Here is a 23,942-nt window from a genome sequence, read left to right on the forward strand (position 1 = left end):
TTTCTCGCTCATTTCAACTTGGGTTAATCCGTTATTTTACCCTTTTCCACGGTAAACATCTTCGAATTTTCGTCCGACATGTCTATAACGTGTTCAGCGCTAATGGCGCTGACGAAAACCTGCGACTGCGTGGCTTTTAAGCGGCTGGCAAGCAGCCCGCGCCGCGCGTCGTCGAGTTCCGAGGCAAAATCATCTATCAGGTACAGGCAGCGTCTTCCGCTTTCGCGGGTGAGAAACTCTCCCTGTGCCAGGCGCAGCGCGCACATCAGGAGCTTGAGCTGCCCGCGCGACAGCGTATCTTCCACCGGCGCACCGTCGGCACGAATGCGGAAATCCGCCTTGTGCGGGCCGTGCGCGGTGTAGGTCAACATGCGATCGCGCTCGAAGTTTCTCTCTAACACCTCGGCATAATCCGTCTCTTTCTCCCAGCCGCGCTGGAAGGAGAAGGTGAGAGTGAATTCGGGTAAAAACTGTTTGCAGGTATCGGCCATGTCTTCGGCGATACCTGCGCTGTATTCGGCACGCCAGTTGCTGATTTGTTCCGCGAGAGGGATTAATTCCTTATCCCACGGACGCAGCTGGGCGTAGCGTGTAACCTGGCGCAACGCGGCATTACGCTGCTTTAGCAGGCGCTTCAGGTTGCTCCAGGCGTTAAAGAAACCGGCTTCGTTGTGAAAGCATCCCCAGTCGAGGAACGCTCTTCTGTATTTGGGGCCGCCGTTGAGTAAAGTAAACCCCTCCGGCGTAATCAGCTGCATTGGCATTAGCAGCGCCAGCTCTGCCACTTTATGGCCGTCGGTGCCGTCGATGCGCACCTTGCTGTCGCCCTGCTTGTCTTTGGTCAGGCCAATGGCGGTTTCCCGCTCCGCCCCCTGCAAACGACCGTGCAGAACAAAGGATTCCTGCTCGTGGCGAATGACGCGACCAATCTGCAAACTGCGAAACGCCCGACCGTGGCCGAGCGTATAGATGGCTTCCAGCACGCTGGTTTTGCCGCTGCCGTTTGCGCCAACCAGGAAGTTAAAGCCAGGGGATAAAGCGAGATCCGCGCTTTCGATATTGCGAAAGTCGCGGATCAACAGACGGGTGAGCGACATTACAGTCTCATTGGCATGACAACATAGGCAGCCGACTGTGATGCGGCATCTTCAATCTGTACGCTTGAAACGGAGTCGGTCAGCAGAATACGCACGTTCTCGCATTTCAGTGCATTGAGCACATCCAGCACGTAGCTGACGTTAAAGCCGATTTCCATCTCGGTTCCGGCGTAGGTGACGTCCAGAATTTCTTCTGCCTCTTCCTGCTCCGGGTTGTTAGCGGTGATTTTGATCTGGTTTTCACTCACGTACAGGCGCACGCCGCGGAATTTCTCGTTAGAGAGAATGGCCGCACGAGCAAAAGCCTGCTTGAGGCTGTCGCAGCCTGCTTCCAGCGTTTTGTCCGGGTTCTTCGGCAATACGCGGCGATAATCCGGGAAACGACCGTCAACCAGCTTAGACGTGAAGACAAAATCACCCACGTGTGCGCGGATGTTGTTGCTGCCGATCTGCACGCGCAGCGGCGTGTCGCCACCGTCGAGCATACGCATCAGCTCAATCACCCCTTTACGCGGCACGATCACCGAATGATTTGGCAGTGAATCGCCAATCGGCATAGAACAGACCGCCAGACGGTGGCCGTCGGTGGCTACGGTACGCAGCTCTTCACCTTCGGTTTCGAACAGCATGCCGTTTAAATAGTAACGAACGTCCTGATGCGCCATGGAGAACTGCGTAGCTTCAATCAGACGCTTCATCGTCGCCTGTGGCAGGGTGAATTCAACTTCGCTCTGCCAGTCGTCCAGGTTCGGGAAGTCTGCAGCAGGCAGCGTGGAGAGCGAGAAACGGCTGCGGCCAGAACGCACCAGCATACGGTCGCCTTCCAGCTGCACGGCGATTTCAGCGCCTTCCGGCAGCCCACGGCAGATATCAAAGAATTTACGTGCCGGAACCGTGGTCGCGCCCGCGTCGTGCGGCTGAGTCAGCGTAACGCGCGCGATCATTTCCATTTCCAGATCCGTGCCGGTCAGCGACAGCGTACCGTCCGCGACCTGAAGCAGCAGGTTTCCGAGAATAGGCAGCGTTGGGCGGCCACCTAATGGGCCACTCACCTGTTGCAGCGGTTTTAATAAATGTTCACGTTCAACGGTAAATTTCATAGCGTCACGATGATAATGTTCTGATTAAATTGGAAAAATCTTCTTTTATGTCGTGGCTTTCTTCGCGTAACTGCTCAATCTTACGACAAGCGTGCAGCACGGTCGTATGGTCACGGCCACCAAACGCATCGCCGATTTCCGGCAGACTGTGGTTGGTTAACTCCTTTGCCAGCGCCATCGCCATCTGACGCGGACGCGCCACCGAGCGGGAACGACGTTTAGACAGTAAATCTGCCACTTTGATCTTGTAGTACTCAGCCACCGTCTTTTGAATATTGTCGATGGTGACCAGTTTTTCCTGCAATGCCAGCAAATCGCGCAGCGCTTCACGCACAAAATCGATGGTGATCGCACGACCGGTGAAGTTGGCGTTGGCAATCACACGGTTCAGCGCGCCTTCCAGCTCACGCACGTTGGAGCGCAGACGCTTGGCAATAAAGAACGCCACTTCACCCGGCAGGCGAATGTCGTTTTCATCGGCTTTCTTCATCAGGATCGCGACGCGGGTTTCCAGCTCCGGTGGCTCGATCGCCACGGTCAGGCCCCAGCCGAAGCGGGATTTCAGACGATCTTCAACGCCGTTGATCTCTTTTGGATAACGATCCGAGGTCAAAATGATCTGCTGATTGCCTTCCAGCAGGGCGTTGAAGGTATGGAAAAATTCTTCCTGCGATCGTTCTTTATTGGCAAAGAACTGGATGTCATCGATCAGCAGGGCGTCAACGGAACGATAGTAGCGTTTAAACTCTTCGATCGCATTGTTTTGCAGGGCTTTTACCATGTCCTGAACGAAGCGCTCGGAGTGCATATACACCACTTTCGCATTAGGCTTGCGCGCCATAATGCCGTTACCCACCGCATGCAGCAGGTGCGTTTTACCCAGACCCGTGCCGCCATAAAGGAACAGCGGGTTATAAGCACCACCGGGGTTATCAGCAACCTGACGGGCCGCCGCGCGCGCCAACTGGTTCGACTTACCTTCAACGAAGTTATCGAAGGTGTGCTTAACGTTAACGTTAGAGCGATAGGTTGGCTCAGCGGGCGCAGGGACGTTATCCCAGCCCTGACGAGCAGGTGCGACGCGAGGGGCCGGAGCAGGAGCAGCCTGAGCAGGCGCGGCTACGTTCACGGTTTCACGTACGGTTTGGGTGACCGGCTTTGTGCCCACTTCAAAGCGCAGCTGTGGGGCATCTGACCCGCAGAAATCGTTCAGCAGTCCATTGATATTATTAAGGTACTTGTCCCTTACCCAATCGAGCACAAAACGGTTTGGCGCATACAAAGCCAGCGTGTTATCGCTCAGTTCCGCCTGCAACGGGCGGATCCACATACTGAATTCTGTGGCTGGTAACTCATCCTGCAATCGGGCAAGACACTGCTGCCAAAGCGAAAGTGACACGGCGGACTCCACTCGAACAATAAAAGAAAACTATTGAATATTCATGATTGTTGGCGCACATCGACATGACCCTGTGCAAAAGGGGGATGTGCGAATTGCTATCTGCAATTTAATCCTGACCAGGATCCTGGGATCCCGATCGGGACCGCGGATCATAGCCTAAACTGAGCCAGAGATCTTCTGTTTCTCACAGATTCTTCCCGATTTATCCACAGGAAGATCCGAAACCGGGTAAGTGTAAACGATCCTGACGCGAGTGCCCCACGATTTAGCCCGCATATTGGAAAAATTAATGAGCACAGACAATTTATAGCTTAAATGATCTAACGAAGATCCGGGACGATCCTTGCGCTTTGTTCGGGAGCCCGTATAATCCTCGACCCGGCGCGTGATGCTCATCTTCCTGCGTCGTCCGTTGCTCATTTTCCACGCGAAAACGTGCGGAAATACGCGGGAAATAAGGAAAGAGAATTGACTCCGGAGTGTACAATTATTACAATCCGGCCTCTTTAATCACCCACGCTGAGGCGTTAGTCGTTCGAAACTCGTTCGGGTATACGCAAAAGTCAGTGAATTTATTCAAGTTTAGGTAGAAATCGCCATGAAACGCACTTTTCAACCGTCTGTACTGAAGCGCAACCGTTCTCACGGCTTCCGTGCTCGTATGGCTACTAAAAATGGTCGTCAGGTTCTGGCACGTCGTCGTGCTAAAGGCCGCGCTCGTCTGACCGTTTCCAAGTAATAAAGCTAACCCCTGAGTGGTTAAGCTAGCATTTCCCAGGGAGTTACGTTTGTTAACTCCCACTCATTTCACTTTCGTCTTCCAGCAGCCACAACGGGCTGGCACGCCGCAAATCACCATCCTCGGCCGCCAAAATTCGCTGGGGCATCCCCGCATCGGTCTCACAGTCGCCAAGAAAAATGTTAAGCGTGCGCATGAACGCAATCGGATTAAACGTCTGACGCGTGAAAGCTTCCGTTTACGTCAACACGAACTGCCTTCTATGGATTTCGTGGTGGTGGCGAAAAGGGGGGTTGCCGACCTCGATAACCGTGCTCTCTCGGAAGCGTTGGAAAAATTATGGCGCCGCCACTGTCGCCTGGCTCACGGGTCCTGATAGCCCTCATTCGGGTCTATCAGCGCCTGATTAGTCCGCTACTCGGGCCACATTGCCGTTTCACGCCAACATGCTCAAGCTACGGAATTGAGGCATTGCGCAGGTTTGGAGTGATAAAAGGCAGTTGGTTGACGGTGAAACGCGTATTAAAATGCCACCCTTTACACCCAGGTGGAGACGACCCCGTCCCTCCAGGACCCTTTGATACCAGAGAACACTAACGATGGATTCGCAACGCAATCTTCTTATCATCGCTTTGTTGTTCGTGTCTTTCATGATCTGGCAGGCATGGGAGCAGGATAAAAATCCTCAACCCCAGCAGCAGACCACGCAGACCACGACCACCGCAGCGGGTAGCGCCGCCGACCAGGGCGTACCGGCCAGTGGCCAGGGGAAACAGATTACGGTTAAGACCGATGTGCTTGAGCTGACTATCAACACCCGTGGTGGTGATGTTGAGCAGGCGCTGCTGTTGACCTACCCGAAAGAGCTGAAGTCTACCGAACCGTTCCAGTTACTGGAAACCACACCTGAGTTCCTGTATCAGGCTCAGAGCGGCCTGACCGGTCGTGATGGCCCGGATAACCCGGCTAACGGTGCGCGTCCGCTGTATACCGTCGAGAGTGATACCTTTGTGCTGGCCGATGGTCAGAACGAACTCGCTATCCCGATGACCTACACCGACGCGGCGGGCAATACCTTCACCAAAACCTTCACCCTGAAACGCGGTGAATATGCGGTGAACGTGGGCTACAGCGTACAGAACGCCGGTGAAAAGCCGCTGGAAATCTCTACCTTTGGTCAGCTGAAGCAGTCCATCAATCTGCCATCTCACCGTGACACCGGAAGCAGCAACTTTGCGCTGCATACCTTCCGCGGCGCGGCGTACTCCACGCCTGATGCGAAGTACGAGAAATACAAATTCGACACCATTGCCGATAACGAAAACCTGAACGTCAGCGCTAAAGGCGGTTGGGTGGCGATGCTGCAGCAGTATTTCGCAACAGCATGGGTGCCAAATAACGATGGTACCAACAACTTCTACACCGCGAACCTGGGCAACGGTATTGCAGCCATCGGCTACAAATCACAGCCGGTTCTGGTGCAGCCGGGTCAAACCGGTAAGCTGGCAAGCACCCTGTGGGTCGGCCCGGAAATCCAGGACAAAATGGCTGCTGTTGCGCCGCACCTGGATCTGACCGTCGATTACGGCTGGCTGTGGTTCATCTCTCAGCCGCTGTTTAAGCTGCTGAAGTTCATCCACAGCTTCCTGGGTAACTGGGGCTTCTCCATCATCGTTATCACCTTCATCGTTCGTGGCATCATGTACCCGCTGACTAAAGCGCAGTACACCTCCATGGCGAAGATGCGTATGCTGCAGCCGAAGATTCAGGCTATGCGTGAGCGTCTGGGCGATGACAAACAGCGTCAGAGCCAGGAGATGATGGCCCTGTATAAAGCAGAGAAAGTAAACCCACTGGGTGGTTGCTTCCCGCTGCTGATTCAGATGCCAATCTTCCTTGCGCTGTACTACATGCTGATGGGCTCCGTTGAGCTGCGCCACGCGCCGTTCGCACTGTGGATCCATGACCTGTCTGCACAGGACCCGTACTACATCCTGCCGATCCTGATGGGCGTGACGATGTTCTTCATCCAGAAGATGTCGCCGACCACCGTGACCGACCCGATGCAGCAGAAGATCATGACCTTTATGCCGGTCATCTTCACCGTGTTCTTCCTGTGGTTCCCGTCAGGTCTGGTGCTGTACTATATCGTCAGCAACCTGGTGACCATCATCCAGCAGCAGCTGATTTACCGTGGTCTGGAAAAACGTGGCCTGCATAGCCGCGAAAAGAAAAAGTCCTGATTCGGTAAGTTAACGCTAAAATAAGGGCGGTCGATTGACCGCCTTTTTTATTTGTATTAAACGAGACCAACCATGAGCCATAACGACACTATCGTCGCCCAGGCAACCCCACCGGGACGCGGTGGTGTAGGCATTCTGCGTATCTCCGGCCTGAAGGCGCGCGAGGTGGCCGAAGCGGTGCTGGGTAAACTGCCAAAGCCGCGCTACGCTGATTACCTGCCGTTTAAAGATACCGACGGCACACCGCTGGATCAGGGCATTGCGCTGTGGTTCCCCGGCCCGAACTCCTTTACCGGCGAAGACGTGCTGGAGCTGCAGGGCCACGGCGGCCCGGTTATCCTCGACCTGCTGTTAAAACGTATTCTGACCCTGCCAGGCCTGCGCATTGCGAAGCCGGGCGAGTTCTCCGAGCGTGCTTTCCTCAACGACAAGCTCGACCTGGCGCAGGCAGAAGCGATTGCAGACCTGATCGACGCCAGTTCCGAACAGGCGGCCCGCTCCGCCCTGAACTCGCTGCAGGGGGCATTCTCCGCGCGCGTAAATCACCTTGTGGAAGCACTTACTCACCTGAGGATCTACGTGGAAGCGGCTATCGACTTCCCGGATGAGGAGATCGACTTCCTCTCTGACGGTAAAATCGAAGCCCAGCTCAACCAGGTGATGAACGATCTCGACGCCGTGCGTGCCGAAGCACGTCAGGGCAGCCTGCTGCGTGAAGGGATGAAGGTAGTGATTGCCGGTCGCCCTAACGCCGGTAAATCAAGCCTGCTGAACGCCCTGGCTGGCCGTGAAGCGGCAATCGTCACCGACATTGCAGGAACCACCCGCGACGTGCTGCGCGAGCATATCCACATCGACGGGATGCCGCTGCATATCATCGACACCGCCGGTCTGCGCGACGCAAGCGATGAAGTGGAACGCATCGGTATCGAACGCGCCTGGCAGGAGATCGAGCAGGCCGACCGCGTGCTGTTTATGGTGGACGGCACCACGACCGACGCCGTCGACCCGGCTGACATCTGGCCAGACTTTATCGCCCGTCTTCCGGCCAAGCTGCCGATCACCGTGGTGCGTAACAAAGCGGATGTCACCGGCGAAACGCTGGGCATCAGCGATGTGAACGGTCACTCACTGATTCGCCTGTCGGCGCGTACCGGTGAAGGCGTTGACGACCTGCGTAACCATCTCAAGCAGAGCATGGGCTTTGACACCAGCATGGAAGGCGGCTTCCTGGCGCGTCGCCGTCACCTGCAGGCGCTGGAAGAGGCGGCGAGCCACCTTGTTCAGGGTAAAGCGCAGCTGATCGGCGCGTGGGCGGGCGAACTGCTGGCGGAAGAGCTGCGTCTGGCGCAGCAGAATCTGAGCGAGATCACCGGGGAGTTTACGTCGGACGATCTGCTGGGAAGGATTTTCTCAAGCTTCTGTATCGGTAAGTAATCCCCGCTCAGTAATGGTGATTTCCTCCAGGGAAATCACCATTGTCCAAATGGCAACTCGCCTTATCTCTTTTCACCCCCTATGCTGCATGCCTGCATCTATGGGGGGTTTATGTCTCGTTTTCTGTTTTGTAGTTTCGCGTTGGTTCTGCTTTATCCGTCGGGCATTGATATGTATCTGGTGGGACTCCCCCACATCGCCCGCGATCTGGGTGCCAGCGAAGCGCAGCTGCACATCGCGTTTTCCGCCTACCTCGCGGGGATGGCGTCGTCGATGGTGTTTGCCGGGAAGATTGCGGATAAAGCAGGCCGTCAGCCTGTCGCGATAACGGGTGCCATCATTTTTGCCCTGGCCTCTCTTCTCTGTTCACAGGCGCAAAACAGCACCGTGTTCCTGTCGGGCCGCTTCATTCAGGGCATTGGCGCCGGTGGCTGTTACGTCGTCGCTTTTGCCATTTTGCGCGACACCTTAAGCGCCCAGCGCCGCGCCAAAGTGCTGTCGATGCTGAACGGTATTACCTGCATCATCCCGGTGCTGGCACCCGTAGTGGGCTACCTGATCATGCTGAAATTCCCGTGGCAGAGCCTGTTCTGGACCATGGCGGCGATGGGTGCGCTGGTCTTTATTCTGTCTATCACCGTACTGAAAGAAACCCACCCGGGCTCGCAGAATACCGGTCATACCCCAACGATTCACCCAACTGAGAAGCTGCTTAACCGCTTCTTCCTCAGTCGTCTGGCCGTGACCACGTTAAGCGTGGCGGTGATCCTGACCTATGTAAACGTTTCCCCTGTCTTGCTGATGGAAACCATGGGCTTCGATCGCGGTCAGTATTCAACGGTGATGGCACTGACCGCGATGGTCAGTATGGCTGTCTCATTTTCTACCCCGTTTGCGCTGAACATTTTTCGCCAGCGCACGCTAATGCTGGCCTCACAGGCATTGTTCCTTGCCGCAGGCGTGATTCTGGCGACCGCGAGTTCGCACGCGGTGATGCTGGTGGGCATCACGCTCATCTGCGCCGGTTTTTCCGTCGGCTTTGGCGTGGCGATGAGCCAGGCGCTCGGGCCGTTCTCGCTGCGCGCGGGTGTGGCAAGTTCGGTATTGGGCATTGCGCAGGTCTGCGGTTCATCGCTGTGGATTTGGCTGGCAGCCGTTCTTGGTCTTAACGCGCTGAATATGCTGATCGGGATTCTGATTGGCTGTAGCATTGTCTGCATTACCTTACTTATGGTCATCCAGCCCGCGGCGCATTATGAAGAAGCCCATCAGCAGTCTCGATCTTAATCTCCTGCTTTGCCTGCAGCTTTTGCTGCAGGAGCGCAGCGTCACCAAAGCCGCGAAGCGGATGAACGTGACGCCGTCTGCGGTGAGTAAATCACTGGCCAAGCTGCGCGACTGGTTCGAAGACCCACTGTTTGTGAAAACGCCGTTAGGGCTGCTGCCCACTCCGCTGACGGTAAGCCTGGAGCAGGATCTGGCCGACTGGATGCAGATTGGCAATCAGATCCTCGATAAATTTCACCATGACTCCCCGGGCGGGCTGACGTTCGTGCTAGCCGCCGAAACGCCGTTGATGCTGATCCGCTTTAACGCCCTGCTGGAGCAGGTGAACCAGCGCTATCCGCAGGCTACGGTGAAGATGCGCCACTGGGATTACGATTCGCTGGATGCCATTACGCGTGGAGAGGTGGATCTGGGATTCACCGGGCGCGAAACGCACCCGCGATCGCGTGAATTGCTGAAGCTAATGCCGTGGTTTATCGACTACGAGATCCTGTTTAGCGACCGTCCGTGCGTGTATCTGCGTGAGGATCATCCGGCGCTACAGGAGGAGTGGAACCTGGAGACCTTTCTGCGCTACCCGCATATCAGCATTTTCTGGGAACGCAGCGACACCTGGGCGCTCGACGAGGTGCTAAGAGAGATGGGGCGCGAGCGTAATATCGCCATGAGCCTGCCCGGCTTCGAGCAGTCGATGTTTATGGCCGCACAGCCCGACCATAACTATATCGCCACCGCACCTTACTACTGCCATCACTACAATCAGCTCCACCAGCGAAAACTGATCGCGCTTCCTATTCCCATTGACGAAGCGCAGGCTGAAAAGCTGACCGTGCCTTTCACCATGATCTGGCATAAACGGAACAGCCATAACCCCAAAATCCTTTGGTTGCGTGAGACAATCAAAGCGCTGTACGCCGCTCCAGGTCCTGTTTTTGCCTAAGAAAATGTAAAGTTCGGTCCTAAGTCTTCTCTTACGCCGATTTACTGATTAAAACAGGAGTCAAGTTAAGCGATAATCATGTAACCGTTTAACCGATTACGACCATTATCAAGGAGCGAAAAATGGCAACGCACTTTGCAAGAGGGATTCTTACAGACGGACATCTCGTATCGGCCAGAATTTCTTCAGCCTGTCACACTGAAGCGCTCACGCTTCCGGAGCACCGCAGGACGCGGTTTTTAGCCTCCAGAGCACTTCTCGCAGAGCTTATGTTCATGCTCTACGGCACCAGTGAGCTGCCTGACATTATTATCCAGCCAGAAGGCCGTCCGGTCTTCGCTGACCCGGAACTCCCCCGGTTCTCCATCGCCTATACTGGCAACATTATTGGTGTCGCGCTCACTACCGAGGGTGACTGTGGACTGGATATGGAACTTCAGCGCGCGACGCGCAGCTTCCACGGTGCTAATGCGCATAACGACTACCCGCTCTCCAGCAATGAAAAGCTCTGGGTACGCAATCAAAACGATCCTGTTGAAGCCAGAGCCCAACTCATCACCCTGCGTCAGAGCATTCGTAAGCTCTGTGGATGTGCGTCTGACGATGCCAGCCTGTTGCAACTCCTGCCAGGATCGGGACGCCTGCGTGCCACGAGAGCCACGCTGGTTGAAGCGCTCAGCGATGCCGAGGACGTGTTAATCTGGTCCATTGCCGTCACCCCGGCAATCGAACGTATGAAAATCTGGGAATTTGACAGTCAACAGGGATGGCGTAGCCTTCCTGATGTGCCCGAGCGCGCCAACGAGCCCGCCGCGCGCCTGATGCGTTTAACCAGTTTACCGGCAGAAAAAGCAATCACTCTTAGCTGATCCATTCAGGGTCATCATGATGAAACAGGAGTAATCATGTCTGATACGTTGAAAGTTGTTACGTTACTGGGAAGCCTGCGCAAAGGTTCATTTAACGGGATGGTCGCCCGCACCCTGCCACAGCTGGCACCTGCGGGAATGGAAATTAGCGCCCTGCCGTCCATTGGCGATATTCCGCTTTATGATGCTGACGTTCAGCAGGAAGAGGGATTCCCGCAGAGCGTTGAGGCGCTGGCGGAGCAAATTCGCCAGGCTGACGGGGTGGTCATCGTCACACCGGAGTATAACTACTCGGTGCCGGGCGGCCTGAAGAATGCCATTGACTGGCTGTCCCGTTTACCTGAACAGCCGCTGTCAGGCAAACCGGTTCTGATCCAGACCAGCTCGATGGGCGCGATTGGCGGCGCGCGCTGCCAGTATCACCTGCGCCAGATCCTGGTGTTCCTGGATGCGATGGTGATGAACAAGCCGGAGTTCATGGGCGGTGTGATTCAGAATAAGGTCGACCCGCAGACGGGTGAAGTGGTGGATCAGAGCACGCGTGACCATCTTTCTGGTCAGCTGACCGCGTTTGGGGATTATATTAAGCGGGTTAAAGCCTGATAAAAAAGCCCGGTGGCGCTAGCGCTTACCGGGCCTACACTCGTCAGTAGGTCAGGTTAGCGAAGCGCCACCTGACACCACAAACCGCACCTTAGTGCGCGTCGATAAACACAATCTTCAGCACAAACAGCAGCGCCACAACGATCACGCACGGGCTCAGTTCGCGGAAGCGTCCGGTACCGATCTTCATCACGCAGTAAGAGATAAAGCCCAGCGCGATACCTTCAGTGATCGAGAAGCTGAACGGCATCATCACGGCGGTGATAAACGCCGGTACCGCTTCGGTTAAATCTTCCCATTTCACGCGCGCCAGGCTAGACGTCATCAGCACGCCAACGTAGATCAACGCGCCTGCGGCCGCATACGGTGGAACCATCCCCGCCAGCGGAGAAAGGAAGATCACCAGCAGGAACAGAATGCCGACCACCACCGCCGTCAAACCCGTACGGCCGCCCACGGACACGCCGGAAGAGGACTCGATGTAAGCGGTCACAGAGGATGTCCCGATGAAAGAGCCCGCCACGGAGGAGACGCTATCCACAAACAGCGCCTGCTTCATGCGCGGGAATTTGCCTTTCTCATCCGCCAGACCCGCTTTGTCGGTCACGCCGATCAGCGTACCGGAGGAGTCAAACAGGTTAACCAGCATGAAGGAGAAAATCACGCCCGCCAGACCGAGGTTCAGGGAGCCCGCCAGGTCAACGTGACCAATAACGGTAGAGACGCTCGGTGGCGCGGAGACGATCCCGTGATACTGGACATCGCCCAGCATCCAGCCCAGCAGCGTGGTGACCACGATGGACACCAGCACCGCCGCGTGAATATTGCGGGAAGCCAGGATCGCGATGATAAAGAAGCCCAGCACGCCCAGCAGCACGCTGTGAGAGGTCAGGTTGCCGATGCTCACCAGCGTTTCCGGGTTCGCCACGATCACACCGGCGTTTTTCAGACCCATCATGCCGATGAACAGGCCGATACCGCTGGTGATACCCACGCGCAGGCTCACCGGGATATTGGCAATCATCCAGTAGCGCACGCGGAAAATGGTCAGCAGCAGCAGGCCGACGGCGCCCCAGAAGATAGCGCCCATGCCAACCTGCCACGGCAGGCCCATCGCCTGAACGACCACGAACGCGAAGAACGCATTCAGACCCATTGCCGGTGCCAGCGCAACCGGCAGGTTAGCGAACACACCCATCAGGATGCTGCCAAGGGCAGCAATCAGACAGGTGGTCACGAAGACGGCGCTGGTATCCATGCCAGCAACGCCCAGAATTTGCGGGTTAACAAAAACGATATACACCATCGTCAGGAAGGTGGTGAAACCGGCGATCACTTCGGTGCGTGCCGTTGTGCCGTGCTCGCGCAGTTTGAACACGCGCTCAAGCAGACCCTGACCAGATGTCTGGGTTGTGTGTTGTTGACTCATCATCAATTTCCGAACAAGGAGGGAAAATTCGTCGCTATCCTATACCAAAATGCGACAATAGTGGCGGTTATGAGATACTTTTTTCATTGATTTTGCTTATACGGCAACGATTGCGTCTCGTTAAACTGCCGTACGTAAACGTTAAACTTGTTAAAAGGGAAAGGCATGTCCGGAATTGAAGCGGTATTTTTCGACTGCGACGGAACGCTGGTCGACAGTGAGGTCATTTGTTCCCGCGCATATGTGGCCATGTTCCAGGAATTTGGCATTACGCTCGATCTCGAAGAGGTGTTCAAACGCTTTAAGGGCGTGAAGCTGTACGAGATCATCGACATCATTAACCAGGAACACGGTGTGGATCTGGCGAAAGCCGATCTGGAACCGGTGTACCGCGCCGAGGTCGCACGCCTGTTCGACTCCGAGCTGGAAGTTATCGCCGGGGCTAACGCGCTGCTGGATGCGATGACGGTGCCAATCTGCGTGGTCTCTAACGGCCCGGTCAGCAAAATGCAGCACTCGCTGGGCAAGCTTGAGATGTTGCACCATTTCCCGGAAAAACTGTTCAGCGGCTACGATATCCAGCGGTGGAAGCCCGATCCGGCGCTGATGTTCCATGCAGCAAAAGCGATGAACGTCAACGTCGAGAACTGCATTCTGGTGGATGATTCGTCTGCGGGTGCACAGTCGGGAATTGATGCGGGCATGGAGGTGTTTTACTTCTGCGCCGATCCGCACAACAAGCCGATCGAGCATCCAAACGTGACAACCTTTACCGATCTGGCGCAGCTGCCGGAACTGTGGAAGGCGCGCGGGTGGGATATTACTCGCTGAAAAAACAAAGCCGGATGGCGCTAACGCTTATCCGGCCTACAAGGCTCGTAGGGCGGGTAAGCGATAGCGCCACCCGCCACAAACATCACTCTTTCGGATCTTTACCCGCCAGCAGCTTGTCCAGCTCATCGCCGCCCACGTGACGGAAGTCCTGACCTTTCACGAAGTAGAAGATGTATTCGCAAATGTTCTGGCAGCGGTCCCCGATACGCTCGATGGAGCGCGCGCAGAACAGGGCAGTCAGTACGCTTGGGATGGTACGTGAATCTTCCATCATGTAAGTCATCAGCTGACGCACGATGCCTTCATACTCCTGGTCGACTTTCTTGTCTTCACGGTAAATACGCACCGCTTCGTCCAGATCCATACGCGCAAAGGCATCCAGCACGTCGTGCAGCATCTGCACGGTGTGGCGGCCCAGCGACTCCAGGCTCACCAGCAGTGGCTGGTGCTGCTGAGAGAACTTCTCCAGCGCGGTACGGCAGATTTTATCCGCAACGTCACCAATACGCTCCAGCTCGGCGATGGTCTTGATGATCGCCATCACCAGACGCAGATCGCTCGCCGTCGGCTGGCGTTTCGCGATAATGCGCACGCAAGCTTCGTCGATAGCCACTTCCATCATGTTGACGTTTTTGTCGCCTTCAATGACGCGCTTCGCCAGCTCGCTGTCCTGGTTGTGCATCGCCGTAATTGCATCAGAAAGCTGCTGCTCGACCATGCCGCCCATGGTCATCACCTGGGTGCGAATGCTTTCCAGCTCTGCGTTGAACTGGCCGGAAATGTGTTTATTAAGATTGAGGTTGTCCATGGTTTCTCCACATGCACTAAGGCAAATCAACCGTAGCGGCCAGTAATATAATCTTCGGTTTGTTTCTTCGCGGGCCTGGTGAACAGCGCATCCGTATCGCTGAACTCAATCAACTCGCCCAGATACATAAACGCCGTATGATCGGAACAACGCGCAGCCTGTTGCATGTTGTGGGTCACGATAACCACGGTGTAATCCTGCTTCAGCTCGGTGATGAGCTCTTCAATACGGCCGGTTGAGATCGGGTCCAGCGCTGAACACGGCTCATCAAGCAGCAACACTTCCGGGCGAATGGCGATACCGCGCGCAATGCACAGACGCTGCTGCTGACCACCGGAGAGAGAGTAACCGCTCTGGTGCAATTTATCTTTGGTTTCGTTCCATAATGCGGCCTTGGTCAACGCCCACTGTACGCGCTCGTCCATATCGGCGCGGGAGAGCTTTTCAAACAGGCGCACGCCAAAGGCGATGTTGTCATAAATCGACATCGGGAACGGCGTGGGTTTCTGGAACACCATGCCTACTTTGGCACGCAGCAGGGCGATATCCTGGGCCTGGGTCAGAATGTTTTCGCCGTCCAGGATGATTTCACCTTCGGCGCGCTGCTCCGGATAGAGCGAATACATTTTGTTAAAGGTACGCAGCAGCGTGGATTTTCCACAGCCGGAGGGACCGATAAATGCCGTGACCTGGTTCTTCGCGATATCCAGGTTGATGTTCTTCAGGGCATGGAATTTGCCGTAGTAGAAGTTCAAATCACGAACCTGAATCTTACCCGGGGCAGTATCAACCATACTCATTGACTCATTTCCTCATTCGGCGCCGCGAGCTGCCGCGCCGTAAAAATTTAACCGTGTTTCTTCTTCGCGAAAATGACGCGCGCCAGAATGTTCAGCAACAGTACGCAAAGGGTAATGATCAGCACCCCGGCCCAGGCCAGCTGCTGCCACTCCGCGAATGGGCTCATCGCAAATTTAAAGATCGTCACCGGCAGGTTGGCGATCGGCTGCATCATGTCCGTACTCCAGAACTGGTTGGAGAGGGATGTAAACAGCAGTGGCGCCGTTTCACCTGCAATACGCGCAATTGCCAGCAGGATACCGGTCATGATCCCGGAGATAGACGCTTTCAGCGTAATCGCGGAGATCATCTTCCATTTCGGCGTACCCAGCGCGTAAGCCGCTTCACGCAGGCTGTCCGGCACCAGTTTCAGCATATTCTCGGTGGTACGAATGACGATAGGCACCTGCAGCAGCGCCAGCGCAATCACACCCGCCCAGCCGGAGAAGTGTTCCATCTGCGCCACCACGACGGTGTAGACGAACAGACCCACCACGATAGACGGCGCGGACAGCAGAATGTCGTTGATGAAGCGAATCACTTCCGCCAGCCAGGATTTACGACCATATTCTGCCAGGTAGATGCCCGCCATGATGCCCAGCGGCGTACCGAAGACCGTCGCCCACAGGATCAGCAGGCCGCTGCCTGCCAGGGCGTTCGCCAGACCACCACCCGCCGTGTTTGGCGGAGGCGTCATCTCGGTGAACAGCGCCAGCGACATACCGTCAATTCCACGAACGATCGTCGAGAACAGGATCCAGACCAGCCAGAACAGGCCGAATGCCATCGTCGCCATAGAGAGCGTTAACGCAATCCGGTTTTTTATGCGGCGTTTGGCCTGCATTTTGCGGCGGGATTCCGCCAGCTCAGCGGTAGCTTGCATTTCGAGAGTTGCCATTAGCGTGCTCCCTCATTTTTAGCGAGACGCATAATCATCAGCTTGGAAATCGCCAGAACAATGAAGGTGATAACAAACAGAATCAGCCCCAGCTCCATCAGTGCCGCAACGTGCAGACCGGATTCCGCTTCCGCAAATTCGTTTGCCAGTGCAGAGGTAATACTGTTGCCCGGCATGTAGAGCGACGCGCTGTCGAGCTGGTAGGTGTTACCGATGATAAAGGTGACCGCCATGGTTTCACCCAGCGCACGACCTAAGCCCAGCATCACGCCCCCGATCACCCCATTTTTGGTGAACGGAAGAACAATGCGCCAGATAACTTCCCAGGTGGTGCAGCCGATGCCGTAGGCTGACTCTTTCATCATCACCGGGGTTTGTTCGAAGACATCGCGCATAACCGCCGCAATGTAAGGAATAATCATGATGGCGAGGATCACACCCGCAGCCAGAATACCGATACCGAATGCCGGGCCTGAGAACAGGGCCCCCACAAACGGAATGGCGGAAAGCACGTTACCGACCGGCTCCTGGAAGTACGTTGCGAACAGCGGAGCAAAGATGAACAGACCCCACATGCCGTAAACGATACTTGGAATGGCCGCCAGCAGTTCGATAGCAATACCGAGCGGGCGTCGCAGCCAGCCTGGCGCCAGCTCCGTCAGGAACAGGGCAATACCAAAGCTCACCGGAACCGCAATCAGCAGGGCGATGAACGAGGTCACCAGCGTGCCGTAAATGGGCACCAGGGCTCCGTAGATATCGTTCGGCGCGTCCCACTCTTTAGTCCACAGGAAGGAGAACCCAAATTTCTGGATGCTCGGCCAGGAGGAGAAAATCAGAGACACGATAATGCCGCCCAGCAGCAATAGCACAATCAGCGCAGCCAGTTTGACCAGCGCGCTGAAAATCATGTCACCTTTTTTACCCGGAGGGTTAAATGCAGGCTTGGTTGCAGCCATAAATCACTCTTCTGTTTGAGACGTTTTTACGAATATGCCCGGTGGCGCTGACGCTTACCGGGCCTACAGATTAAACCGTAGGGCGGGTAAGCGCAGCGCCACCCGCCATCTTCGTTAAATATATCCTGTTAGTACAGCGCTTTACCGCTGCTGTCTTTCACGTTGGTTTTCCATGCAGCACGAATCTGCTCAACCACGCTGTCTGGCAGGCTGGCGTAATCCAGGTCGTTAGCCTGTTTGCCACCATTTTTGTATGCCCAATCGAAGAACTTCAGCACTTCAGTACCCTGCTCTGGTTTCTTCTGATCTTTGTGAATCAGAATGAACGTCGTAGAGGTGATTGGCCACGCGTCGTCACCTTTCTGGTTAGTCAGGTCCTGCGCGAAGGATTTGCTCCAGTCAGCGCCTTTTGCGGCGTTAGCGAAGTTCTCTTCGGTCGGGCTAACCGGTTTACCGTCAGCTGAAACCAGTTTGGTGTAAGCCAGGTTGTTCTGCTTAGCGTAAGCGTATTCTACGTAACCGATGGAGCCTGGCAGACGCTGTACGAACGCGGCGATACCGTCGTTACCTTTACCGCCCAGACCGGTAGGCCAGTTAACGGTAGAGCCGGAGCCGACTTTAGATTTCCACTCTTCGTTCACTTTCGCCAGATAGCTGGTGAAGACGAAGGAGGTACCGGAACCGTCTGCACGACGAACCACAGCGATATTCTGCGAAGGCAGCTTAACGCCCGGGTTCAATTTGGTGATGGCTTCGTCATCCCATTTTTTGATTTTACCCAGGTAGATGTCACCCAGGGTTTTGCCGTCCAGCACCAGCTCGCCTGACTTCAGGCCAGGGATGTTGACGGCCAGCACAACGCCGCCGATCACTGTCGGGAACTGGAACAGGCCTTCCTGATTCAGTTTTTCATCAGACAGAGGGGCATCTGACGCACCGAAATCTACGGTATTCGCGGTAATTTGTTTTACGCCACCGGAGGAGCCGATACCCTGATAGTTAACCTTGTTACCGGTTTCTTTCTGGTAGGTATCTGCCCATTTGGCATACACCGGCGCAGGGAAGGTTGCACCAGCGCCAGTCAGGCTTGCTGCTGCGAATGCAGAGAAAGCGCTCATCGATAAGGTCGCGGCGACAACAGTTGCGACAGTGGTACGCATAACTTTCATAATGTCTCCTGCAAGGATTTCGTAAATCATTGTTTAAGTGGCTACGATGAGCAAAATAGGACAAACAGGTGACAGATAAATGTACGAATTATGACATTTTTATGACAGTGCAAATCATTACCATAACCCTTTGAATAATTTATTCTTTTATTCAATAGGCGGTAATATTTTTGTCACATTAGTTGCAGTAAGTGTGGTCTATCCGGCGAAATATGACAACGGCTGTCATCAACAGCCGTCATGAGTTCAGTTTGAAAATTCCAGGGTTATGGTGGCATCTGCGTTAAACGTGCCGGGCGTCGGTCTGGCTCCGGTAGCGCTGGCCGGGGCGGCAGAGAACGTAATAGTACCGTTACTTTTTCCGCCAATAAAGCTTGTAGAACCCATCTCCGTTTTGAGCGCGCCGCCGTTCACCATCACCGGGTCGCCGTTTGTATCGTAGATTTTGATCCCCACGTTGTTGTTTGACGTAGAAACCATCGTGTTGTCGGCGCTGGCTGCCGTAGCGTTAAAATCAGCATTCACCTTTTGCGAGCGGTCCAGGCCGGAACAACTCACCGTAACGGTTTTCTCAATTTTTTTACTGGTTATCGATGTGCCGGGCGTGGCGGAAAATTCAGAGGCGGGGATCTGACCAAAATCGATATTAATCACCTGCCCGTCGTTAATTTCACACTGCTGGGACGCAATGATTGAGCCTTTGATCCTGACTTTTGCGATCGCCTCTCCCCTGGGCAAATCATTAGATATTCCGCCGTAGACGAGGGCGACATCGGTCAGAGGAATTGTGACCAATCCGGTGATCGATTTTCGAATATAAAACGAGAGCATCGAAGACGTTCCGGTATCAAGCGTAATATCGTTTGACGAGCCACAGGTGTGAGAGGCTGTACTGCGGTTCGAAACGTGCTCAAAAGGAATTGCAGTGTAACCCACGTTTTTGATGAAGATCTTTACGCCGACATCGAGATATTCATTAAGATTGTAATAAGAGACCTCACCAATCTTTTTATCAAATACGAGACCGCCAGTTGGATCCGCTGTGTAGTAGATTGCCGAAAATCCCTTATTAAGCCGGTGCTTTGAATCGCAGGAACAGTTGACCTGATAGCTGTCGCTGGCCGTCGCTTCGGCGATATCCACCATCGTTTTTCCCGGAACGTTATCTTTCGCGCTAATACTCGTTTGCGGAAAATTCAGGTTAAGCACATGTGTTCCTGAAATGGTCGTGCAGGTTCCTGCCACCTCAGCGAACGCCGTCGGGCTGGCTAGTATCAGCAGGCCAGCGATAAATAAGCTCTTCATCTAAAATCCTTTTTAGTTACATACGACGGTTTGTTGGACCAGCGACGCTCCGGTCTGGGGAGAAATATGGAACGGTGCCCGGCATTCCACGACGTTACCCGCCCCCCACCGCAGCGCAAAAGATCCCTCTTCCGGAACGCCAGACAGGTAAAGCTGCCCGTTTTCTCCCACGATGCCCGTCAGCAGCTCACCTTTACTTTCGCCGTTCGCGACGGCACCAAACGGTGCAGGCTTGCCGTTTGCCAGTATGACGTTGAATAGCACCCGATAACCCAGGTGGGTCAGAAACTCTGCTTTGACAATCGCACCGCGGGTCGGCACAAGATCGATCACGCTGTTTTCAAGCTCCACGTTGGCTCGGGAGAAATAGTCGTTGTCGATGGCCACCCGGTTTTCGTCATAAGGATTAAGCTGGGTTTTCACCGCATAACCGCGCCAGTCGGTGGCCACGCCAGAGGTGTTTTCAACGGCTAGCCCCGACGCACCGGGCGTTTTGATCAGCGCAACCGTCTCTCCAAGCTGCTGCGAGAACGTGACGCCTTCACCGTGCACAATAACGCCCCCGCGCGCGCCGAAATTAAGGTGTTCGGCATTTGCACTGTAGGCGTAGCTGCCGTCCAGCGTGCCGTAAGTGCCGTTATAGGTCATCGCAAGGTTGCTGGCATCCGCTGCGCTATCGCCTGTCCAGGATTGTTGCAGGTTATACGAGAGATTATCCCGCTCCAGCAGCGTTCCACTTAACCCCACCTGATGGGATGCCTGCGCGCTGTCGTTTTGCGTCATGGCATAGTTGAGGTAACTGTTTTTCACCCAGCCGGACAGCGGAACCGAAAGAGAAAACATAAAGATGTTTTCGCCCCCGTTGTTATCCTCATCTTCGCTGGCACTGTCGTGGTGCGTCGCGCTATCGGTGTAGCTCCACGACACGTTCCAGGAAACCATGCCGAGATTGTTGCTGTAGCCAGTCTGGATCAAGCGTTCTACCGCCTCCGTTTGCCAGTACTGTTGACGGCTCAGCGTCAGATAAACGTTCCCCCAGCCGCGTCCAAAAGACTGAGTCCATGTTCCCTCCAGACGGCTACGGCGGTTGCCCGTTTCCCAAAAATTACTTTCATCCCCCTGACGCGATGACCACTCGTTGAGGGTATAAAAACCCTGAGTAGAATAGCGGTAGCCCACCAGCCTGAAATTCGTGTCGGTGGCATCAATACGCTTGGAGTATAAGAAACGATAGGATTGCCCCTGGGATTCATCGCCGTCATCAAACCGGGCTTTCGCCTGCGTCACGTCCATAGAAAGCGCGCCAAACGCGCCCAGATCTTTACCCACACCCAGCGCCGCCGCGCGGTACTCGTCCGCCAATTGCACGCCGCCATAAAGCGTGATGCCGGCTGGCAGCCCGCGCATGATTTGCGCCTGCATAACGTTTGGGGTAAAGCGATTGTCTTCCCGCATTTCGCCAATGCTGACGTCGAAGTCGGTTTGACCTTCACGTTTCAGAATGGCCAGCGAAGCATAAGGCTGGATAAAATGTTGCTCGCTGCCGTCCTCTTCTTTGATGGTCACGTCCAAATCCCCACCCGAGCTGGTGGTATTGAGATCGGTAAGGGCAAACGCTCCTTGCGGTACGGCAGACTGATAGATGACGTAACCGTTTTGCTTGATCGTCACCATGGCGTTGCTTTTCGCTACGCCGCGCACCACAGGTGCGAAGCCGTTCATGCTGGCGGGCAGCATGTCATCATCGGTGTAAAGCCGCACCCCGCGCAGTCTGGCACCATCAAAAACATCGCTTGCCGACCAGGTATCGCCCACCATGAACTGGCTGCGCAGCCCGGGAATATCACGCTGTAGCCACGAGCTGACGGAGTGATATTCAGCATTGCCGCCTTCAGCGCTCAACGTACTGTAGTTACGTACCCGCCAGGCGCCGAGATTCAGACCATTTTGCAGGTTGAGGTAATAGCTATCCGCCGTGTCGTCGTAATCAGAGCGTACGGTATGGGAGCCTGAAAAGTCATAATTAACCGAAAGCGCATTGATCCCCTGGTCCCAGCGTTCGGGGCTGATATAGCCCATGGCATAGTTGTCCAGCCAAATCTGCGGTATCACAATATTGAGCGTCAGTTTGTCCGTATCGAACTGCCATACGGAACCTTCAACAAGCGGCCCCGGCGCGACGCAGGCATCGTCATCAATGTTTGTAAGCGCTTTGATGGCATCCGCTTTTACACCGAACGCTTTTAGCTGGCTGGACAGGTGGGTGAAGCAGGGCTGGATCTCCCCCTCCTGCTTATCCGCTATAAATGTGACCTCGCGGCGCTCACGTTTTTTCCCGTTAATAAGGATATCCACTTTGTACGTGCCGGGTGGCAGCGTGTTTGCACGATCGAACTGATGAATATCAATACCCGCCGGATGGTCAATCTCCAGCAAGGCGGGGTTAAAGAAGGCTTCTTTCGCCTGTAGCTGGCAAGCCAGCAGGAGCAGCGCCCCGGAGGCAAAGAGAACGTGAACAGGTGAACCGGCCATCTCGCATCATTCCTTGTTTTGCACTTAAAGGGAGAGATTCAGAGGCTCGCTAATCGCACCGTAATCATTGATAAAACGCCAACGAAGCGCTTTACCAGCCGCGCCTGCGGGTAAAGGCAGCGCTAGCTTCTCGAAGGGTTTAAGCATATTGAGCGGAATTTCTTTGCCGTCGACGAACACGTCCATCACGTTGATATGAATTGGAGCAGGATTTTCTATTTGCAGATGGTTTCCTACGCGCTGCCATTTTACCTTCATATACGCTTTTTCGGGCGTCATATTGAGCGCCACCGGGCGCCAGAACAGTTTGATTCGGGTTTTAATGGCAATTTCCATCGTGTTGCTATCCGCACTGCTCCCGGATGGCGGAATATTTTTGATATTCAGCCAGAAAACCGATTCCCGATCTTCGGGAAGCGCTCCCTTGGTTTTAATAATGCGCAGGATTTTTTCCTGCTGCGGCTCCAGACGTGAAACCGGTGGAATAGCCGTGAAGGGAGGTGGGGTAGTCTCTTTTTTATCAAATGGCTCAACCCAAACCTGGATCAGGTAGGGGACGTTTGTCTCTTTATTGAAGATAGAAAACGTTTCATCAGCGCGATCGCTATTAAAAATCACGCGGGTGCCGCCGATAATAACCCCAGCGTAGGATAGAGACATATTCAAAAGACAAATAACAACGAACAGTGACTTAATAAAGTTGCACAACATAATTTCATCCGTGAAATGAGCCTGCTAAAGGAAAATTCGCCAGTACTCTCGCTTTTAACGTCAGCAGGCCCGGGCGAAAATCGATTACTTCATGTATTCGATGGTGAACTGTGAATCAGCGTTAGCTGTGCCTGGCGTAACATCGGCAGAAGTCGCGATATAACGCGCGATAAATTTCAGCTCAGCATTTCCTGAATCAATGGTTGTATAAGAGGAATCTTTGTACAGCTTAACCTGTGAATTATCAGCGCGGTTATAGATACGAATTGCCACGCCCGTCGCCGCGGTCTCTGTTCCCTCACCGGTATAGTCGCCTGGAGTCGATGCAGTTATCGGGGTGCCAATGGCTAAATCGCCATTGCCGTCAGAGGCTTCGGTGCCGTCAAAACGCGCTGCCGCCTGAGTGTACGTGGCCGGACATTTTTCCAGCTTAATGCTAAATTCGGTTGGGGCCGCAGTGGAGCCTACTATCGAGCCAAAAGCCGATCGGTTCACCTTACCCAGGGCGACGGTCTGGCCAATAGTATCCGTGGTGACTTCACAGGTGCTGTCGATAACCTCACCGGTAAAATGCACCACGCCATCAGACGCGAGCGCCTGGTTTGCCATAAACAGTGAGCACAGAACAAAAGAACCTGTAATCCAATTACGTTTCATTACCACTCCGTTAAATCATGATTAATTCATTCATAAAAAAAATATCAGCGAAAGAATCTCCGCCTGAATGAGATTATATTTCA

At 54.6% G+C, this 23,942-nt stretch carries 23 protein-coding genes; 10 read left to right on the forward strand and 13 right to left on the reverse strand.

Annotated features, from left to right (window positions below; translation table 11 throughout):
- Positions 1–23: 23 nt before the first annotated feature.
- From recF to dnaA, 3 genes are read right to left on the reverse strand one after another with little or no spacing between them, the layout of a single operon-like run.
- Positions 24–1,097 carry a DNA replication/repair protein RecF gene (gene recF, locus HV355_RS11890; protein ID WP_182402015.1) on the reverse strand — a complete coding sequence of 358 codons (1,074 nt, stop codon included), beginning with the start codon at positions 1,095–1,097 and terminating at the stop codon, positions 24–26.
- The gene (dnaN, locus tag HV355_RS11895) at positions 1,097–2,197 is read right to left on the reverse strand and encodes a DNA polymerase III subunit beta (protein WP_010426557.1); all 1,101 of its coding nucleotides are present in this window, start codon (positions 2,195–2,197) and stop codon (positions 1,097–1,099) included. The genes recF and dnaN overlap by 1 nt, the downstream gene beginning before the upstream one ends.
- A 4-nt stretch (positions 2,198–2,201) precedes the next feature.
- A complete protein-coding gene (gene dnaA, locus HV355_RS11900; protein WP_010426558.1) occupies positions 2,202–3,596 on the reverse strand; it encodes a chromosomal replication initiator protein DnaA in 1,395 nt (464 codons plus the stop codon).
- Between the two features lie 601 nt (positions 3,597–4,197).
- Here dnaA and rpmH point away from each other — a divergent pair.
- The 9 genes from rpmH to HV355_RS11945 all read left to right on the forward strand — a co-directional run bounded on the left by rpmH (position 4,198) and on the right by HV355_RS11945 (position 11,717).
- Positions 4,198–4,338 (forward strand): 50S ribosomal protein L34, encoded by a 141-nt coding sequence (rpmH, locus tag HV355_RS11905; RefSeq protein ID WP_000831330.1) that lies wholly within the window; start codon positions 4,198–4,200, stop codon positions 4,336–4,338.
- Between the two features lie 16 nt (positions 4,339–4,354).
- The gene (rnpA, locus tag HV355_RS11910; RefSeq protein ID WP_010426559.1) at positions 4,355–4,714 is read left to right on the forward strand and encodes a ribonuclease P protein component; all 360 of its coding nucleotides are present in this window, start codon (positions 4,355–4,357) and stop codon (positions 4,712–4,714) included.
- A complete protein-coding gene (gene yidD, locus HV355_RS11915) occupies positions 4,678–4,935 on the forward strand; it encodes a membrane protein insertion efficiency factor YidD (RefSeq protein WP_001307474.1) in 258 nt (85 codons plus the stop codon). Before rnpA ends, yidD begins: the two co-directional genes overlap by 37 nt.
- A gap of 2 nt (positions 4,936–4,937) precedes the next feature.
- Positions 4,938–6,581: a membrane protein insertase YidC gene (gene yidC, locus HV355_RS11920; RefSeq protein ID WP_108417239.1), complete on the forward strand. Its 1,644-nt coding sequence runs from the start codon at positions 4,938–4,940 to the stop codon at positions 6,579–6,581.
- A 72-nt stretch (positions 6,582–6,653) separates the two neighbouring features.
- The gene (gene mnmE, locus HV355_RS11925; RefSeq protein WP_182402017.1) at positions 6,654–8,018 is read left to right on the forward strand and encodes a tRNA uridine-5-carboxymethylaminomethyl(34) synthesis GTPase MnmE; all 1,365 of its coding nucleotides are present in this window, start codon (positions 6,654–6,656) and stop codon (positions 8,016–8,018) included.
- Positions 8,019–8,129: 111 nt separating this feature from the next.
- Complete coding sequence (locus HV355_RS11930; RefSeq protein WP_182402019.1) at positions 8,130–9,305, forward strand: MFS transporter; 1,176 nt, start codon at positions 8,130–8,132, stop codon at positions 9,303–9,305.
- Positions 9,274–10,245, forward strand: coding sequence for an HTH-type transcriptional regulator YidZ (yidZ, locus tag HV355_RS11935; RefSeq protein WP_120159014.1), 972 nt, complete (start codon positions 9,274–9,276; stop codon positions 10,243–10,245). Before HV355_RS11930 ends, yidZ begins: the two co-directional genes overlap by 32 nt.
- Before the next feature lie 122 nt (positions 10,246–10,367).
- Complete coding sequence (locus HV355_RS11940) at positions 10,368–11,114, forward strand: phosphopantetheinyl transferase (protein ID WP_174340301.1); 747 nt, start codon at positions 10,368–10,370, stop codon at positions 11,112–11,114.
- A gap of 36 nt (positions 11,115–11,150) precedes the next feature.
- Complete coding sequence (locus tag HV355_RS11945) at positions 11,151–11,717, forward strand: NADPH-dependent FMN reductase (RefSeq protein ID WP_014833835.1); 567 nt, start codon at positions 11,151–11,153, stop codon at positions 11,715–11,717.
- A gap of 91 nt (positions 11,718–11,808) precedes the next feature.
- Here the strand turns inward: HV355_RS11945 and adeP are convergent, their stop codons facing one another.
- Complete coding sequence (gene adeP / locus HV355_RS11950; protein WP_139157909.1) at positions 11,809–13,146, reverse strand: adenine permease AdeP; 1,338 nt, start codon at positions 13,144–13,146, stop codon at positions 11,809–11,811.
- 165 nt (positions 13,147–13,311) lie between these two features.
- Here adeP and yieH point away from each other — a divergent pair, with 165 nt between their 5' ends.
- Entirely contained in the window at positions 13,312–13,977 is a 666-nt protein-coding gene (gene yieH, locus HV355_RS11955) for a 6-phosphogluconate phosphatase (protein ID WP_089598336.1), read from the forward strand.
- An 85-nt stretch (positions 13,978–14,062) separates the two neighbouring features.
- Here the strand turns inward: yieH and phoU are convergent, their stop codons facing one another.
- From phoU to HV355_RS12000, 9 genes are all read right to left on the reverse strand, one after another.
- Positions 14,063–14,788 (reverse strand): phosphate signaling complex protein PhoU, encoded by a 726-nt coding sequence (gene phoU / locus HV355_RS11960; protein WP_008500182.1) that lies wholly within the window; start codon positions 14,786–14,788, stop codon positions 14,063–14,065.
- Between the two features lie 26 nt (positions 14,789–14,814).
- Positions 14,815–15,588 carry a phosphate ABC transporter ATP-binding protein PstB gene (gene pstB, locus HV355_RS11965; RefSeq protein ID WP_010426574.1) on the reverse strand — a complete coding sequence of 258 codons (774 nt, stop codon included), beginning with the start codon at positions 15,586–15,588 and terminating at the stop codon, positions 14,815–14,817.
- A 47-nt stretch (positions 15,589–15,635) separates the two neighbouring features.
- The gene (pstA, locus tag HV355_RS11970; protein WP_010426576.1) at positions 15,636–16,526 is read right to left on the reverse strand and encodes a phosphate ABC transporter permease PstA; all 891 of its coding nucleotides are present in this window, start codon (positions 16,524–16,526) and stop codon (positions 15,636–15,638) included.
- Positions 16,526–17,485 (reverse strand): phosphate ABC transporter permease PstC, encoded by a 960-nt coding sequence (gene pstC, locus HV355_RS11975; protein WP_023309793.1) that lies wholly within the window; start codon positions 17,483–17,485, stop codon positions 16,526–16,528. Before pstC ends, pstA begins: the two co-directional genes overlap by 1 nt.
- Positions 17,486–17,613: 128 nt before the next feature.
- Entirely contained in the window at positions 17,614–18,654 is a 1,041-nt protein-coding gene (pstS, locus tag HV355_RS11980) for a phosphate ABC transporter substrate-binding protein PstS (RefSeq protein WP_010426579.1), read from the reverse strand.
- 246 nt (positions 18,655–18,900) lie between these two features.
- Positions 18,901–19,959 carry a fimbrial protein gene (locus tag HV355_RS11985; RefSeq protein WP_182402022.1) on the reverse strand — a complete coding sequence of 353 codons (1,059 nt, stop codon included), beginning with the start codon at positions 19,957–19,959 and terminating at the stop codon, positions 18,901–18,903.
- 12 nt (positions 19,960–19,971) lie between these two features.
- Entirely contained in the window at positions 19,972–22,491 is a 2,520-nt protein-coding gene (locus tag HV355_RS11990) for a fimbria/pilus outer membrane usher protein (protein WP_108417228.1), read from the reverse strand.
- A gap of 24 nt (positions 22,492–22,515) precedes the next feature.
- Positions 22,516–23,202, reverse strand: coding sequence for a fimbrial chaperone (locus HV355_RS11995; RefSeq protein WP_108417227.1), 687 nt, complete (start codon positions 23,200–23,202; stop codon positions 22,516–22,518).
- Between the two features lie 84 nt (positions 23,203–23,286).
- The gene (locus HV355_RS12000) at positions 23,287–23,859 is read right to left on the reverse strand and encodes a chaperone-usher fimbrial major subunit (protein WP_108417226.1); all 573 of its coding nucleotides are present in this window, start codon (positions 23,857–23,859) and stop codon (positions 23,287–23,289) included.
- Positions 23,860–23,942 lie beyond the last annotated feature (83 nt).

Origin of the sequence: Enterobacter sp. RHBSTW-01064, assembly GCF_014103035.1 — a bacterium.
GTDB classification, from domain to species: domain Bacteria; phylum Pseudomonadota; class Gammaproteobacteria; order Enterobacterales; family Enterobacteriaceae; genus Enterobacter; species Enterobacter mori.

What these genes read in the sequence shown, in the direction of transcription:
- adeP (WP_139157909.1), bottom strand. Translation starts at nt 13,146, where the DNA reads ATGAGTCAACAACACACAACCCAGACATCTGGTCAGGGTCTGCTTGAG.
- yidD (WP_001307474.1), top strand. Translation starts at nt 4,678, where the DNA reads ATGGCGCCGCCACTGTCGCCTGGCTCACGGGTCCTGATAGCCCTCATT.
- yieH (WP_089598336.1), top strand. Translation starts at nt 13,312, where the DNA reads ATGTCCGGAATTGAAGCGGTATTTTTCGACTGCGACGGAACGCTGGTC.
- pstA (WP_010426576.1), bottom strand. Translation starts at nt 16,526, where the DNA reads ATGGCAACTCTCGAAATGCAAGCTACCGCTGAGCTGGCGGAATCCCGC.
- HV355_RS11995 (WP_108417227.1), bottom strand. Translation starts at nt 23,202, where the DNA reads ATGTTGTGCAACTTTATTAAGTCACTGTTCGTTGTTATTTGTCTTTTG.
- HV355_RS11940 (WP_174340301.1), top strand. Translation starts at nt 10,368, where the DNA reads ATGGCAACGCACTTTGCAAGAGGGATTCTTACAGACGGACATCTCGTA.
- HV355_RS11930 (WP_182402019.1), top strand. Translation starts at nt 8,130, where the DNA reads ATGTCTCGTTTTCTGTTTTGTAGTTTCGCGTTGGTTCTGCTTTATCCG.
- mnmE (WP_182402017.1), top strand. Translation starts at nt 6,654, where the DNA reads ATGAGCCATAACGACACTATCGTCGCCCAGGCAACCCCACCGGGACGC.
- pstB (WP_010426574.1), bottom strand. Translation starts at nt 15,588, where the DNA reads ATGAGTATGGTTGATACTGCCCCGGGTAAGATTCAGGTTCGTGATTTG.
- pstS (WP_010426579.1), bottom strand. Translation starts at nt 18,654, where the DNA reads ATGAAAGTTATGCGTACCACTGTCGCAACTGTTGTCGCCGCGACCTTA.
- rpmH (WP_000831330.1), top strand. Translation starts at nt 4,198, where the DNA reads ATGAAACGCACTTTTCAACCGTCTGTACTGAAGCGCAACCGTTCTCAC.
- HV355_RS11985 (WP_182402022.1), bottom strand. Translation starts at nt 19,959, where the DNA reads ATGAAGAGCTTATTTATCGCTGGCCTGCTGATACTAGCCAGCCCGACG.
- yidC (WP_108417239.1), top strand. Translation starts at nt 4,938, where the DNA reads ATGGATTCGCAACGCAATCTTCTTATCATCGCTTTGTTGTTCGTGTCT.
- pstC (WP_023309793.1), bottom strand. Translation starts at nt 17,485, where the DNA reads ATGGCTGCAACCAAGCCTGCATTTAACCCTCCGGGTAAAAAAGGTGAC.
- phoU (WP_008500182.1), bottom strand. Translation starts at nt 14,788, where the DNA reads ATGGACAACCTCAATCTTAATAAACACATTTCCGGCCAGTTCAACGCA.
- HV355_RS11990 (WP_108417228.1), bottom strand. Translation starts at nt 22,491, where the DNA reads ATGGCCGGTTCACCTGTTCACGTTCTCTTTGCCTCCGGGGCGCTGCTC.
- recF (WP_182402015.1), bottom strand. Translation starts at nt 1,097, where the DNA reads ATGTCGCTCACCCGTCTGTTGATCCGCGACTTTCGCAATATCGAAAGC.
- HV355_RS12000 (WP_108417226.1), bottom strand. Translation starts at nt 23,859, where the DNA reads ATGAAACGTAATTGGATTACAGGTTCTTTTGTTCTGTGCTCACTGTTT.
- HV355_RS11945 (WP_014833835.1), top strand. Translation starts at nt 11,151, where the DNA reads ATGTCTGATACGTTGAAAGTTGTTACGTTACTGGGAAGCCTGCGCAAA.
- dnaN (WP_010426557.1), bottom strand. Translation starts at nt 2,197, where the DNA reads ATGAAATTTACCGTTGAACGTGAACATTTATTAAAACCGCTGCAACAG.
- yidZ (WP_120159014.1), top strand. Translation starts at nt 9,274, where the DNA reads ATGAAGAAGCCCATCAGCAGTCTCGATCTTAATCTCCTGCTTTGCCTG.